The organism is Pantoea sp. MQR6 (assembly GCF_022761075.1).
GTDB lineage: Bacteria > Pseudomonadota > Gammaproteobacteria > Enterobacterales > Enterobacteriaceae > Pantoea > Pantoea phytostimulans.
On the sequence record NZ_JAKYXB010000004.1, the window covers coordinates 430,935 to 444,580 of the forward strand.

Genomic DNA, 13,646 nt, shown 5'->3' on the forward strand with positions numbered 1-13,646 from the left:
TTTTAAATGGCGTCTGGACGCGAGGCAAATGCACTCTCGCCAGGCTCGCTACGACTAAAACAGAGAGAAGATCATGACAACGAGACAGCTTCGACTGGGTACGATTTTGCACGGTGCGTCAGGCAATATGTCAGCGTGGCGCCATCCGGCAGCGCAGGCTGATGCCAGCATCAACCTTGCGTTTGCCAAGAAGATTGCGCGTAAAGCTGAGCAGGGCAAACTCGATTTTTTGTTTGTTGCTGACGGGTTATTCATCAATGAAAAGTCGATCCCTCACTTTTTAAACCGTTTTGAGCCGTTAACCTTGCTGTCCGCGTTGGCCGGCGTGACGGAACATTTGGGGCTGGTCGGCACGGTTTCGACCTCCTACAGCGAACCCTTTACCGTGGCGCGCCAGTTTGCCAGCCTCGATCATTTGAGCGGCGGACGCGCTGGCTGGAATGTGGTGACATCGCCACTGGAAGGGTCTGCTAAGAACTTCTCACGCGCCCAGCACCCGGAACATGCGCTGCGCTATCGCATTGCCGATGAGTATTTGCAGGTGGTGAAAGGGTTGTGGGATTCCTGGGAAAAGGATGCGTTTGTTCGTAACAAAGAGAGCGGCCAGTTCTTTGATCCCAGCAAGCTGCATACGCTGGATCACCATGGCGATTTCTTTCAGGTGCAAGGCCCGCTGAACATTGGCCGCACGCCGCAGGGCCGACCGATTATCTTCCAGGCCGGTGCGTCTGAAGATGGCAAAAAGCTGGCCTCCAGCCACGCCGATGCAATTTTTACTCATCAACCGACGCGAGAAGAAGCGCAGGCGTTTTATCGCGACGTTAAGCAGCAGCTGGTGGAGAAAGGCCGTAAACCGGAAGACTTGCACATCTTCCAGGGTGTTAGCGTGATTGTTGGCGACGATGCCGACGACGTGGAACAGCAATATCAAACCACCGCTGCGCTGGTCTCGATTAAAGATGCGCTCAACTATTTGGGTCGTTTCTTTGATCATCACGACTTCTCGCAATATCCCCTTGATGAACCTTTCCCTGAATTAGGCGATATCGGACAAAACAGCTTCCGCAGCACCACCGATGAAATCAAAAGCAAGGCGCGTCAGTTTAATCACACGCTGCGTCAGGCTGCGCTGGAAGCGGCTACCCCGCGCCCGCTGTTCCACGGTACGCCTGAACAAGTCGCTGATGGTTTGCAACTCTGGTTTGAAACCGACGCCACCGACGGTTTCATTATCAACGGCGGTACGCCAGATACCTTTGAACGCTTTGTTGATCGCGTGGTGCCGATTTTGCAGGCGCGTGGTTTATCGCGTCGCGAGTATCCCGGAACCACATTGCGCGACAGTTTTGCCCTGAAACAACCCGTTAATCAGTTCACACAACAATAAGAGTCTTCGCTATGCAAAAAACGAAAACAGTGATCGCCCTGATGCTATTGGCTGCCAGCAGTAGTGCATGGGCTGAAGATACCAATGTGGATTACAACGGACAGCGCGTGAGCCTTGAGGCGAATAAAACACCGATCAACACCGGTAAAAACGCGCAGGCAGTGGCACAAATTCCGGCGGGTCACCGCTTTGCGGTTCCGGGATCCTTTACCGTAGCGGTCGCGGCACTCAATTCGCCGCCCTTAACGGTCTTTTCTGATGACAATAAAACCTTGCTGGGCAGCGAAGTGGATATCGCCCGTCTCGTTGCTGACAGCCTCGGTCTGAAGCTCAACGTGGTGCCCACTTCCTGGGAAGACTGGCCGTTAGGCGTGGCGTCGGGCAAATATGATGCAGCGATCACTAACATCACTGTCACCAAAGATCGCAAAGAGAAATTTGATTTCGCCACCTACCGTAAAGATTCGCTGGGCTTTTATGTAAAAACCAGCAGCCCGATTAAATCACTCAGCAAAGCAGAAGATATAGCCGGGCTGCGCATCATTGTTGGTTCCGGCACCAACCAGGAAGCGATTCTCCTGGCCTGGGATAAAGAGAACCAGGCCAAAGGTTTGAAACCCTTTACCCCGGTTTACTCCAAAGATGACGCCGCCCAAACGCTGGCGCTGCAATCCGGTCGCGCTGATGCCTATTTTGGACCCAACGTAATTGGTGCATGGAAAGCGGCGTTGAATGGCAAAACCCGCTTGGTAGGCAGCGTTGATGGCGGCTGGCCGAAAGCGGCGCATATCGCCGTAACGATGAAAAAAGGCAGCGGTTTAGCGGAACCTGTTAGCACCGCGCTCAACGGTGTGATGCAAAACGGCGACTACGTAAAAGTATTGAACCGCTGGGGTGAAGGCGTAGAACGCATTGATCGTTCTGAGATCAACCCGCCGGGATTAGGCGATTAAGGAGGCGATATGAGCCAGCAACATTTTCGCGAAGTCTCACCAGAAGCACCAGAATTGCAGCCGATCCTCGCAGGTCTGTTTGGTGAATATGCTGCGCGCTATGGTGATTACTTCACCTCGCAGAAAGAGGTAGAACTGACGGAGTGGTATCTGCCGCCACACGGCCTTTTCATCGTGCTGGAGCGTGATGGCGAGATCATCGCAATGGGCGCCTATAAACCCTATGACGAGCAAACCGCTGAGCTAAAACGCATCTGGACACGCCGCGATCTGCGCCGTCAGGGCTTGGCCTTGGTGATGGTGAAAGAGCTGGAGCGGCGCGCCTTGCGTGCCGGTTATCAACGGCTTTTTCTCACCACCGGTTTTCGCCAGCCGGAAGCCGTGCGGCTTTATACCGGGCACGGTTATCAACCTCAATGCGATATCAGCGGCGATCTTGAGCGTTATGGGCAGCCGCCGCATGACGGCCGTTTGCGTTTTTTTAAAGTGATTGACGTTCAAAGCGTCGCCCAAGCCAGTTAAGGAGGCACGATGAGTAAGGAACCGCAATTGCAAGTGGTGCCGGCGCGCTATCCAGCACGTACCGTGGGGGCGATTATCGCCCTGTTTATTCTGGCTGGCGTGGTGCAATCGGTGGCGTTTAATCCGCGCTGGGAATGGGGCGTCTTTGCTCGCTGGTTTTTCGATCCGGTAATCCTGCATGGTTTAGGGCAAACGCTGTTGTTAACACTACTCGGCACGATCTTCAGCTTGATGCTGGGCGGTTTGCTGGCGCTGGCGCGACTCTCCTCATCCTGGTTATTGAGTAGCTTAGCATGGGGTTATATTTGGCTGTTTCGCTCGCTGCCGCTGATTGTTGTGCTGATCATCTTGTACAACTTCTCCTATCTCTACGACACCTTATCGATTGGCGTGCCTTTTACCGCGCTGTCGTGGGGCAACTTCCAGACCATCAACGTGTTGGGGCAGTTTCCGGCTGCGGTAATTGGTCTGACGCTAGTGCAAGCGGCATACAGCGCTGAGATCATTCGCGGCGGTTTTTTGGGGGTTGATCATGGTCAAGTTGAAGCGGCTTCAGCGCTGGGTTTATCCGCCACGCGTCGTACTTTCCGCATCATTCTGCCGCAGGCGCTACGCGCAATTATTCCTACCGCGTTTAACGAAATCATCAGCCTGGCGAAAGGCACAGCGATGGTTTACGTGCTGGCAATGCCTGAGCTGTTTTACACCATTCAGATGATCTACAACCGCAATCAGGAAGTGATTCCGTTGCTGATGGTCGGTGCGGCCTGGTATTTGATTATCACCACCGTGCTGTCCGTGATTCAGCACAGCGTTGAACGCTGGCTGGCCCGTAGCGTAACCCGCGAACCAAAACCTTCACGCTGGCGTCAATGGCGCAATCGCGTCGCGCCGGTGATCGCAACTGAGGAAATTAGCCATGTCCGAAGCCATTGATTACCGCTCAGTCCATACCACAGGCGCTATTAGTATCACCAGCGTCAGTAAAAGTTTTGGTAAGCACAAAGCGCTGGATGACGTTTCGCTGGAACTGGCACCGGGCTCGGTGACGGTGATTCTGGGGCCATCTGGTTCGGGCAAGTCAACGTTGCTGCGTTCGATCAACCATCTTGAACGCGTTGATGCGGGTTTTATCCAGATTGATGGAGATTATATCGGTTATCAGCGGCGTGGCGACAAGCTGTATGAACTGAAAGAGCACGCGATTTTACGTCAGCGTATTAACGTCGGTTATGTGTTCCAAAACTTCAATTTGTTCCCCCATCTCACCGTGCTTGAGAACCTGATTGAAGCGCCGATTGCGCATCGGCAACTGACAAAACGTGACGCGGTCACGCGTGCCGGTGAATTGCTGGATATCGTTGGGTTGCGCCACAAAGCGGATGCGTGGCCGCGCCATCTTTCTGGGGGGCAGCAGCAGCGTATTGCTATCGCGCGCGCCTTGATGTTGAACCCACGCGTAATGTTGTTTGATGAGCCAACCTCGGCGCTCGATCCTGAACTCGTCGGTGAAGTGCTCGACGTGATCAAAAAACTGGCGCGCTCCGGCACCACATTGGTGATTGTGACGCACGAAGTGGGTTTCGCCCGTGAAGTTGCCGACAACGTGGTGTTCATGGTTGATGGCAAAATCGTAGAACAGGGCAATAGCACGCAAGTACTGAATAATCCACGACATGAAAGAACTAAACGGTTCCTCGCACGTGTTTTGTAATCACAGGAAGAGTCAGTCATGCGAAATTTCTGCGCAATAACGTTGTTAGCCGTTTTGCTGGTGAGTCAGGCGGCGGGAGCCGCCGAGAAGTTAGACGCGTCAAAAAATGAAACGCCCATTAACGCGCCTGCGAATCCAGATGCGATTAAAAAGATCCCTGCAAATTTTCACTTTATCGAGCCGGGCACGTTAACGGTGGCGACCTCCGCTACCCATTCACCGCCGCTGGCGCTGTTGGCGTCAGACAATCAGACCCGCATCGGCAGTGATCCTGATATTGCGCGGTTACTGGCGGACAGCCTTGGCTTAAAACTCAAGCTGGTTCCCGCTTCCTGGGAGGATTGGCCGCTTGGCATTACCGCTGGGCGCTACGATGTGGCGATGTTTAATATTGCCGTAACGGAAGAGCGGAAGAAGAAGTTCGATTTCGCCACCTACCGTGCGGACAACCACGCTTTTGTGGTGAAAGCTAACAGTTCAGTGACCTCAATCAACTCGCCGGAAGAGATTGCAGGCAAGCGGATTATTGTGGCATCCGGTACGAATCAAGAGCGGATTCTCCTGAGCTGGGATGAGAAAAATCGTGCAAAAGGTTTGCCGCCGGTGCAGCCAATTTATTTAACGGATGATGCCTCCGCGACGCTTTTGCTGCTTTCTGGACGCGCCGATGCGATGTTTGGCCCACATTCCATGGCCGCCTGGAAAGCGGCCTCACGCGGGCAAACCAAAATCGTTGGCACCGGGCCGTTTCGCGCGTGGGTCGCTGTGACCACCAAAAAAGGCAATGGCCTGGCCGATGCCCTACAAACGGCGCTGGATGGCACCATTGCGGGTGGTCAATACCAGCAGGTATTACAGCGTTGGGGCGAGCAGGATGAAGCGATCAGCCATTCGACAGTGAACCCGCCGGGAATCGTTTATTAATAAAAAGAAGCAAGGATGCTTCTGTTCGGTCCACTCTTTGCCTGCCGATTTGCGCTACACTTTCCAGCTTAACTGACCTGGCAATATCATAAAAAATGTCATCAGGACCTTAACCTGGACGTAGCATGAAAATCAGATTCCTTTCTGCCAATGAGCAAAAGCTGGCGGAGGTACGCAAAATTCTTGAGCCTGTCGGTGTTGAAGTTTTGCCTATTGCCCGCCGCATCGAAGAAATTCAAACTGAAAATGAGTTAGAACTCATCCGCGACAAACTCACCAAAGCTTTTTCCTTGATTGGGCGTCCGCTGTTTGTGGAGCATACCGGTCTCTATCTTGATGGCCTGAATGGCTTGCCTGCCGGTCTGACACGCATTTTCTGGAACCGCTTAGACGCTGAACGCTTCACTGCGCTGGTTCAGGGGCTGGATAGTCAGTGCGTCACGGCGAAAACCGTGCTGGGCTATTGTGACGGTCGAAAAATGTATCAATTTTCCGGCGAACTGCGCGGCACCATCGCGGCCAAACCTGCGGGTACGCGCGGCTTTCAGTGGGATTGTGTCTTTATTCCCGAGGGGCATGATCAGACCTTTGCCGAGATGGGTGACAAGAAAAATGAGATTTCCATGCGCCGCATCGCACTGGATCGCTTCGCCAACTTTTTAAAAACTGCGCGGGGAGTAGCATGAAACCTGAATTAAAACGCGCCTACGATTCTGGGAAACTGATTCTTTTTGCTGGTGCCGGTATCTCACGTAACCTTGGCTTGCCGGAATGGCATGAGTTAATTTCCCATCTCGCCAACGAGTTGGGCTACGATCCTAAAATATTCAACACCTACGGCACGCACCTTTCCCTGGCGGAATATTACAAGCAGAAAAAAGGCTCGCTGGGCCCGTTACGCAGTTGGATGGATCGTGAATGGCATCGGCCTGATATTGATGTTCGTTCTTCCGAAATTCATACCATGATCACGCAAGGCAATTTCTCTCGTATCTATACCACTAATTACGATCGCTGGCTCGAAGCGGCACACGAAGCGCACGGCGTCCCTTATTTTAAGGTCGCGAATGCAGCTGATTTAGTCTCATTGACGGAAGATAAGCGCCACATCATTAAGCTGCATGGTGATTTCGACGATGATACGTCGATTGTGCTGGACGAAAGCAGCTACTTTGAACGGCTCTATTTTGATTCCCCGCTGGATATCAAATTGACGCACGACGTGATGGGCAACTCGGTATTGTTCGTTGGCTATAGCATCAGCGACTTTAACATTCGTCTGCTGTTTTATCGTCTGACCAAAATGTGGGGCCGCACCGGCCTGGCGACCGCGCGGCCTAAATCCTACTTGTTCACCAATCGCAACAATCCGGTAGCAAAAGAGGTGTTGGGACAATGGGGCATTGAGATGATCGTGTCGGAAGAGGATGATCCGCGCAAAGCGTTGGCGGATTTTCTTGAAGCGTTATTGGCCTAAAAATTCCATTAGCGCAGCCATTATAGTGATATGCAGGGCGTTTTATCGTATAAACCCTGCGTCTGATCATCATTGCGCAATCGGCGAGCACCCTGGGTTTTAGAAGATGCATGGGTGTGCCGTTTTAAGATGTTATTCTCTAGTGGAAAACAAAAAACGGCGTGTTATACTGTATATATTCACAGTATCAGAGAGGCAAGAAAATGGCTGTCGAAACAAAATTTGTAGTCGTCAGAAAGGGTGAAGAGAAGATGACGTTTGCCAACAAGAAAGAGGCCGATGCCTACGACAAAATGCTCGATATGGCCGAAGCCTTCACTGACTGGCTGTTGCAGCATCAACCTGGACTGGATGAAACCCAGGCTGAAACGCTGGGCCTGCTGATTGCTGAGCAAAAAGATGCGGTGCAGCATATCCTCCGTACCAGCAAACTGCCTGAAGCGGCGCCTTCTGTAGACATTACTGTCGCAGAGAAAGATGATCATGAAGAGGTTGCTGAAGAAGCAACCAGCACCAAAAAAGTTCGCGCAGTTAAAGCGGCTTGATGACCGAAACGCCGTGAGTAATAAGCTGACGGCGTTTTTGTTTCTGCCTTTCTAAACCCGGCGAACCTGATAACGCGTACTTCTACCTCCGCCTTCCAGCTTGTAAAGACACTCTTTTTCCAGCAGATCGGCTAAATGGCGTGTTGCCGTCGATTTGCTCACTTTGGCGACTTTTTGATACTGACTGGCGCTAATGCCTAACTCAAAACCCTGTTCGCCGCCGTCCAGTAATCGATTGAGCACTTTCACCTGTTCTTTACTCAAACCCAACCCTTGATGGCGCAGCCAGAATCGGGCTTTTAGTTGTGTACGCTCAACGCTGAGCATCGCCTGATTCAGGCTTTCTTCCAGAATATCCAAAAACCACACCAGCCAGCCGGTGATATCCAGATCGCCTTTCTGCGTTTTTTCCAGCACCCGATAATAGTCGGCGCGTTTTGCCAATATGGCTGAAGACATGGCATAAAGCCGAATGCTTTGGCTATCCGCTTGCGCTAGCGCCAAATCTGTTAATGCACGTGTAATGCGCCCATTACCATCATCGAACGGATGAAGCGTAACAAACCACAGATGGCAAATGGCAGCGCGTAACAACGGATCGAGTAATACATTCTCCCGGCTTTGGTTGAACCATGTCATAAACGCGTCGAGCTGAAGTTCCAGTCCCGCACGCGGCGGCGCTTCAAAGTGAACCGTTGGTCGGTCAAGGCGTCCCGACACCACCTGCATTGGCTCGCTGCCGCGAAGCGCACCGACGCTTAGCGAATGGATTGACCATTCATCCTGTGGAAAGAGCCAATGGTGCCATTGGTACAAGCGCTTGAGTGTTAAAGGTCGATCGCGATTATTGATGGCATCAAGCATCATCGCCGCCAATCCTTCAGACCGGTCGGATATGGGATAAGGTTGTTCTTCGGAAACACCTAAACGCCGCGCCAGCGATGAACGCACCGATTGCGCGTTAACGCGTTCTTCTTCGATGGCAGAAGAGGAGAGAATATTAGCCAGCAAGGTATCGAGCGTTTGCGATTCATCGTCCGATTGCAGGCTTGCGCGGCCCAATAACGTGCCACGCAGTTGCTGAGCATGGCGAAGCCGCGGCAGGAGTTGTGCATCTTGCCAGGTAAACTGTGGCCAATCGGGGTGTTGCCAAATCCATAACGTTGTCATCAAGCGGCTCATCTTATCGGTATGAGCCGAATAGAGAGTGTCATTCGGCTCAAAATATGAGTCGATTATAGGGGCTTATTGGCTCATGTGCGAGCGAGAAAAATTCAAAGAGGAAAGAGAAACAGGACGCGAAGGCCCTGTTTTGAGATTAATGTGTGAATTGCGTGAAGGTGCTCGAGTAGAACTGAACCATCCAGATCACATAAACCAGCCATACCACCAGCGCGCCTGCTAACCCGACTTTGCCCGTCATCATTATCTTCTCCTGCTGTCGTTTCGTGGTTTGAAAACCGTTTACATAAACTGACAGTAGTGCGGATAACGTTTGTTGTTGTAGATCAAAAAAAAGCGTTGTCGGCGGATTTAAGTTTTCCGGTTTGTGGTCAAGTTAACCCTAATTCAGTTACTGGCCGGAAAAATTTCTCCATTTCTTTGCAGAGCTGAACAGGCAGCATCAAAATCAGGCCGCACGAAGCGGCTTTATGCGTTGATAAATTGGCTATCAGGCGCGTTTAAGTCTTCGCTGACCGCCGTTATCGGGGTCTTGTGCCTCTTCGCGCTTTTGGTTTACGTGTTCAGAGTATGTTGAATTTGTTGGATGCCCCATAACGCCAACGTATGATCTTCTTCAGACGGTAAGCCACTGACGCTCACCGCACCAAACACCACGCCTGCCTCGTTCAACAGCGGGAATGAGCCACCGTGATCGGTAAATTCATCTTGTGCAATCCAGTTCATCTCTTCCATGCGTTTGCCGCTCTGCTCATTGTTAAGGCCGAGGTACATTGAGGCATGTCCGAAGCGCAGCACTGAATTGCGTTTACGCTTCATCCATTCCAGATTGTCAGGGCTTGAACCGGGCAGCGCGGCAAAGAAAAGAGGCTGACCAAAGGCATAAACTTCAATAGCGACCGGTAATTTTTGCTCACTGGCGCGCTGTTGCAGGCTTTGGCCTAAAAGCCAGGCCAGTTGGAAATCAAACGTAGATAAACGACTTTCAGCTTCTTGTTGCAGGATAGTGTGTGAAGTAAGGGTCGATGACATGGTTATCACTCTGGTTTAATGGAATTAATATTCTATTAAACATACCAACAAAATAAAATTACCGCATCCATTTATCCTGACTGCGCAAAATTTAAGTTTTTCGCCATGTAAACTTCACTGCATTCAAGCGATCCTTTTAATATCAGTGACAAATAACCCATAAGGATGACAAATGGCAGCACGTGAACATCATTATCAGCTTAGCGTCGAATGGACCGGCAACAGCGGCAAAGGCACGGAATCTTATCGTTCCTATCAACGTGATTTTGTGGTGACGACAGCGAACAAACCTGCAATTCAAGGCTCATCCGATCCGGCCTTTCTGGGCGATGCGACCCGCTGGAATCCAGAAGATATGTTGCTGGCCTCTACGTCTGCCTGTCACAAGTTGTGGTATCTGCATCTGTGTGCTGAAGCCGGAATCGTGGTAACTGCATACCGTGATAATGCAGAAGGCACGATGATAGAAGGTGAAAAAGGGCACTTTACTCAAATTATCTTAAAACCGCAGGTCACGGTGCGGCAGGGCAGCGATAAAGCGTTGGCGCTGGCGTTACATCACAACGCGCATGAGATGTGCTTTATCGCCAATTCGCTTAATTTTCCGGTGCTCTGCGAAGCATCGATTACCGACGCGGCTGAATAATCTCACTTTTATAGTGGCGACTCCCCACGCCACTGCGATCTCTTCTAAAAAAGCGTCCTCGGCAGTGATTAAAGTTCAAAAAAAAAGCGCCGATAGAGGATCCTGTAACGGATGAAATTTACAGGGAGGTCATGAGAAGGTTTATTTCAGGGGAGCCGCAATGGCCAATCAAACCAAAGAGAAGAAAAGAATGAGCACCCGCACGCAGATGCTGTGGACGGGAGGCTTGACTATCATGCTGGGTTTCGCCGTTACCATTGGCGTGCTGAGTTGGCAATCGAGTAAAGAACAGAAGACGCTGGCTGAAAACTATTTGCAGCAAATTGCGCAAAGCAAAGGTTTGCAGATTCAACAGGAATTAAGCTATGCGCGTGATGTTGCGCATAACCTTGGCCAAAGTCTGATTGCGTTGCCTGCTGCGAATATCACCGACCGCAAAGTCGTTGACAAAATAATGGAATATTCGCTGCGCGCGAATCCCGACTATTTATCGATGTCAGTGATTTTCGAAGAAAACGCCTTTGACGGACGTGATGCGGAATTCGCAACGCAACCTAATCAGGCACCAAAAGGGCGCTATGCCTGGTTTGTCGATCGCGATCAATCCGGCAATTACTCCATGCACCCGTTAACCTCTTATCTCACACCAGGACAAGGTGATTATTATCTTGTGCCACAAAAAACCCAGAAAGACACCCTGACAGAACCTTATAGCTATGCCTATAACGGTGTACCTACCTTATTAACCTCCGTGGCTGCGACTGTTTTTGAAAATGCGAAACTTCGCGCCGTCGTCACCTCTGATATTTCGTTAGCGTCTCTTCAGCAGAAAGTGAATCAAATTAAGCCTTGGGAAGGCACCGGTTATGCGCTGCTGCTCTCCAATGGCGGCAAAGTGATTTCGTCCCCGAATAAAGATGAAGCAGGAAAGGTGTGGAAAGGTCAAAGCGATGGGTTTACCTCGGCGGTGGTTCAGCACTTTGATGCAGTGCTGGGTGAAGAGGCATTGATTACCTGGCAACCGGTGATTATCGGGAACAGCGATAAGCCTTGGTATATTGGTGTGGTCGCGCCGGTGAGTCAGGTGATGGCGGCGGCAAACCGTCAATTAATCTATGCCATTGTCTTGATGATTGTGAGCATTTTGCTGGTGGGTACGCTGCTTGGCGTGCTGTTCAACCGTAAAGTCCTGCGACCGATTGGTGGCGAGCCGCTGGAAGCCGCAAAAATTGCATTAGCGGTGGCGGATGGTCATTTGGATAATGTCATCACCGTTCAGGCTAACGATCGCAGCAGCCTGTTTTTTGCGCTGCATACCATGCAAAGCCAACTGCGAGCCATTGTTGGGCAGATCAAAGATGCCAGCGAATCAGTACGCCAGGGTGCAGGTGAAATTGCCAGCGGCAATCTCAACCTGGCTTCGCGCACTGAACAACAAGCTGCGGCGCTGGAGCAAACGGCTGCCAGCATGGAACAGATCAGCGCCACCGTTCGCTTAAATGCGGATAACGCACAGCAGGCAACCAGCCTGACAGAAAATGCCACGCTTATTGCGAGTCGCGGTGAAACTCTGGTCGGGCAAGTGGTTCAAACCATGGCGCAGATTGATGACAGCTCGAAGAAGATCGGCGACATCACCACCATGATCAACAGCATTGCTTTTCAAACAAACATCCTTGCACTGAATGCCGCCGTTGAGGCCGCGCGTGCAGGCGAACAGGGGCGTGGATTTGCCGTGGTAGCGTCAGAAGTGCGTAATCTTGCTCAGCGTAGCGCAAATGCGGTGAAAGAGATTGCCGCATTGATTGAGGAGTCGAGCGTGCGGGTTGAAAGTGGTGTGAGGCTGGTGAATGACGCGGGAAAAACCATGCAGGAGATGACGCAGGCGGTAACTTCGGTTCAAGGCATCATTGCTGAGATTGTATCAGCTTCTGATGAGCAGGCGCGGGGGATCAGTCAGGTTACGATTGCGGTTAATGAAATGGATGGCACCACCCAACAGAACGCCGCGCTGGTGCAGGAAATGTCTGCGGCAGCCAGTTCTCTGGAAGATCAAGCGCAGCAGCTGGCACAAACAGTTGAGCAATTCCATCTACAGCAGAGTGCATAATCACTGACTGTCGCTGTTGTTTGATGAATAAACGAAACCCGCCATTTGGCGGGTTTTTTTACTAATGCTCAAAAACTTCAGTGAGCCGTTCACCCTTTTCTGCATCAAACAGATGTATTTTCTGCGTATTAATACCGATTGCCAGCGATCCGCCCGGTGTTGCTTCGCTGCGGCCTGCTAACTGCATGTGCAGTGGCGAACCTTGCCATTCCAGATGTAATAACGTGGATTCACCGGTAATTTCGACAATTTTTACCAAGGCTGGCTGGCCCGATGCGTCGCAGATCAAATCATGAGGGCGTACACCCAAGGTTACTGCTTGCCCTTCGCGTTGTTGTGCGGCCGTATGCCAGCGTAGCGGCAGTGCAAACCATTGGGCACCGCACAGCAAGCCGGGAAGGCCATTTTGCTGCTGAAAAACGGCATTGAGAAGATTCATGGGAGGCGAGCCAATAAATCGCGCCACAAATGTATTTACCGGGCGATCATAAATAGCCAGCGGCGCGCCTTGTTGCACAATCACACCATCCTTCATCACCACAATCTGATCGGCTAGCGTCATCGCTTCAACCTGATCGTGGGTCACATAAACCATGGTGGTTTTAAAGCGCTGATGCAATGATTTGATTTCGGCGCGAAGTTCCATTCGCAACTGAGCGTCAAGGTTGGAGAGCGGCTCATCAAACAAGAAAACCTGCGGATTGCGCACCATGGCGCGTCCCATTGCGACACGCTGACGTTGACCACCAGAAAGCGCACGGGGATAGCGTTGCAGCAGCTGATCAATGCCTAAGATAGCGGCAATGCGAGCGATTTTACTCTTTTGCTCGTCACGCTTGACCTTCTTCACCTGCATATGGAAGGCAAGATTTTCCGCAACGGTAAGATGCGGATAGAGCGCATAACTTTGAAATACCATCGCGATATCACGATCTGCCGGGTCGAGATCGTTGATCTGCTTTTTATCCATCAAAATCGCGCCATCAGACAGGGTTTCAAGTCCCGCTAACAGGCGCAGCAAGGTTGATTTTCCGCAGCCGGAAGGGCCAACTAATACGGTGAAGCTGCCATCGGGAATGGTTAAATCCAGCGGATGTAACACGCTCTGTTTGCCGTAGCGCTTAGCCACTTTTACGAGTTCAACACTGGCCATA

At 51.4% G+C, this 13,646-nt stretch carries 14 protein-coding genes; 11 read left to right on the plus strand and 3 right to left on the minus strand.

The features are described 5' to 3' along the window. The first annotated feature begins 73 nt into the window (after nucleotides 1-73). The 9 genes from MUG06_RS17190 (at nucleotide 74) to MUG06_RS17230 (ending at nucleotide 7,522) form a co-directional block, all read left to right on the plus strand. On the plus strand, nucleotides 74-1,387 hold the full coding sequence (locus tag MUG06_RS17190) for an LLM class flavin-dependent oxidoreductase (protein ID WP_243079378.1): 1,314 nt from the start codon (nucleotides 74-76) through the stop codon (nucleotides 1,385-1,387). Nucleotides 1,388-1,398: 11 nt separating this feature from the next. Continuing rightward, nucleotides 1,399-2,340, plus strand: a complete 942-nt coding sequence (locus tag MUG06_RS17195) for an ABC transporter substrate-binding protein (RefSeq protein ID WP_215848433.1) — start codon at nucleotides 1,399-1,401, stop codon at nucleotides 2,338-2,340. A gap of 9 nt (nucleotides 2,341-2,349) precedes the next feature. Further along, nucleotides 2,350-2,862, plus strand: coding sequence for a GNAT family N-acetyltransferase (locus tag MUG06_RS17200; protein ID WP_243079379.1), 513 nt, complete (start codon nucleotides 2,350-2,352; stop codon nucleotides 2,860-2,862). A gap of 9 nt (nucleotides 2,863-2,871) precedes the next feature. Then, nucleotides 2,872-3,798 carry an amino acid ABC transporter permease gene (locus MUG06_RS17205; RefSeq protein WP_243079380.1) on the plus strand — a complete coding sequence of 309 codons (927 nt, stop codon included), beginning with the start codon at nucleotides 2,872-2,874 and terminating at the stop codon, nucleotides 3,796-3,798. Next, on the plus strand, nucleotides 3,782-4,576 hold the full coding sequence (locus MUG06_RS17210; RefSeq protein ID WP_243079381.1) for an amino acid ABC transporter ATP-binding protein: 795 nt from the start codon (nucleotides 3,782-3,784) through the stop codon (nucleotides 4,574-4,576). Before MUG06_RS17205 ends, MUG06_RS17210 begins: the two co-directional genes overlap by 17 nt. 18 nt (nucleotides 4,577-4,594) lie before the next feature. Continuing rightward, nucleotides 4,595-5,500, plus strand: a complete 906-nt coding sequence (locus MUG06_RS17215; protein ID WP_215848432.1) for an ABC transporter substrate-binding protein — start codon at nucleotides 4,595-4,597, stop codon at nucleotides 5,498-5,500. Nucleotides 5,501-5,625: 125 nt separating this feature from the next. Then, complete coding sequence (locus MUG06_RS17220; protein WP_215848431.1) at nucleotides 5,626-6,186, plus strand: non-canonical purine NTP pyrophosphatase; 561 nt, start codon at nucleotides 5,626-5,628, stop codon at nucleotides 6,184-6,186. Further along, nucleotides 6,183-6,977 carry an SIR2 family protein gene (locus MUG06_RS17225; protein ID WP_215848430.1) on the plus strand — a complete coding sequence of 265 codons (795 nt, stop codon included), beginning with the start codon at nucleotides 6,183-6,185 and terminating at the stop codon, nucleotides 6,975-6,977. The genes MUG06_RS17220 and MUG06_RS17225 overlap by 4 nt, the downstream gene beginning before the upstream one ends. 203 nt (nucleotides 6,978-7,180) lie before the next feature. Continuing rightward, nucleotides 7,181-7,522 (plus strand): YebG family protein, encoded by a 342-nt coding sequence (locus MUG06_RS17230; protein WP_243079382.1) that lies wholly within the window; start codon nucleotides 7,181-7,183, stop codon nucleotides 7,520-7,522. A gap of 51 nt (nucleotides 7,523-7,573) precedes the next feature. On the opposite strand, the gene MUG06_RS17235 is transcribed toward MUG06_RS17230, so the two are convergent. Continuing rightward, nucleotides 7,574-8,692 (minus strand): Fic family protein, encoded by a 1,119-nt coding sequence (locus tag MUG06_RS17235; RefSeq protein WP_243079383.1) that lies wholly within the window; start codon nucleotides 8,690-8,692, stop codon nucleotides 7,574-7,576. A 567-nt stretch (nucleotides 8,693-9,259) separates the two neighbouring features. Continuing rightward, entirely contained in the window at nucleotides 9,260-9,736 is a 477-nt protein-coding gene (locus MUG06_RS17240) for a heme-degrading domain-containing protein (RefSeq protein WP_215848428.1), read from the minus strand. A 172-nt stretch (nucleotides 9,737-9,908) separates the two neighbouring features. Between MUG06_RS17240 and MUG06_RS17245 the strand changes: the two genes are divergently transcribed. Continuing rightward, nucleotides 9,909-10,382: an OsmC family protein gene (locus MUG06_RS17245; RefSeq protein WP_243079384.1), complete on the plus strand. Its 474-nt coding sequence runs from the start codon at nucleotides 9,909-9,911 to the stop codon at nucleotides 10,380-10,382. Between the two features lie 160 nt (nucleotides 10,383-10,542). After that, on the plus strand, nucleotides 10,543-12,492 hold the full coding sequence (locus MUG06_RS17250; RefSeq protein WP_243079385.1) for a methyl-accepting chemotaxis protein: 1,950 nt from the start codon (nucleotides 10,543-10,545) through the stop codon (nucleotides 12,490-12,492). A 61-nt stretch (nucleotides 12,493-12,553) separates the two neighbouring features. Here the strand turns inward: MUG06_RS17250 and ugpC are convergent, their stop codons facing one another. After that, a complete protein-coding gene (gene ugpC, locus MUG06_RS17255; RefSeq protein WP_243079386.1) occupies nucleotides 12,554-13,645 on the minus strand; it encodes a sn-glycerol-3-phosphate ABC transporter ATP-binding protein UgpC in 1,092 nt (363 codons plus the stop codon). Nucleotide 13,646: the final 1 nt, after the last annotated feature.

Coding starts and splice junctions, on each gene's coding strand:
- MUG06_RS17190 (WP_243079378.1), top strand. CDS start 74: ATGACAACGAGACAGCTTCGACTGGGTACGATTTTGCACGGTGCGTCA.
- MUG06_RS17195 (WP_215848433.1), top strand. CDS start 1,399: ATGCAAAAAACGAAAACAGTGATCGCCCTGATGCTATTGGCTGCCAGC.
- MUG06_RS17200 (WP_243079379.1), top strand. CDS start 2,350: ATGAGCCAGCAACATTTTCGCGAAGTCTCACCAGAAGCACCAGAATTG.
- MUG06_RS17205 (WP_243079380.1), top strand. CDS start 2,872: ATGAGTAAGGAACCGCAATTGCAAGTGGTGCCGGCGCGCTATCCAGCA.
- MUG06_RS17210 (WP_243079381.1), top strand. CDS start 3,782: ATGTCCGAAGCCATTGATTACCGCTCAGTCCATACCACAGGCGCTATT.
- MUG06_RS17215 (WP_215848432.1), top strand. CDS start 4,595: ATGCGAAATTTCTGCGCAATAACGTTGTTAGCCGTTTTGCTGGTGAGT.
- MUG06_RS17220 (WP_215848431.1), top strand. CDS start 5,626: ATGAAAATCAGATTCCTTTCTGCCAATGAGCAAAAGCTGGCGGAGGTA.
- MUG06_RS17225 (WP_215848430.1), top strand. CDS start 6,183: ATGAAACCTGAATTAAAACGCGCCTACGATTCTGGGAAACTGATTCTT.
- MUG06_RS17230 (WP_243079382.1), top strand. CDS start 7,181: ATGGCTGTCGAAACAAAATTTGTAGTCGTCAGAAAGGGTGAAGAGAAG.
- MUG06_RS17235 (WP_243079383.1), bottom strand. CDS start 8,692: ATGACAACGTTATGGATTTGGCAACACCCCGATTGGCCACAGTTTACC.
- MUG06_RS17240 (WP_215848428.1), bottom strand. CDS start 9,736: ATGTCATCGACCCTTACTTCACACACTATCCTGCAACAAGAAGCTGAA.
- MUG06_RS17245 (WP_243079384.1), top strand. CDS start 9,909: ATGGCAGCACGTGAACATCATTATCAGCTTAGCGTCGAATGGACCGGC.
- MUG06_RS17250 (WP_243079385.1), top strand. CDS start 10,543: ATGGCCAATCAAACCAAAGAGAAGAAAAGAATGAGCACCCGCACGCAG.
- ugpC (WP_243079386.1), bottom strand. CDS start 13,645: ATGGCCAGTGTTGAACTCGTAAAAGTGGCTAAGCGCTACGGCAAACAG.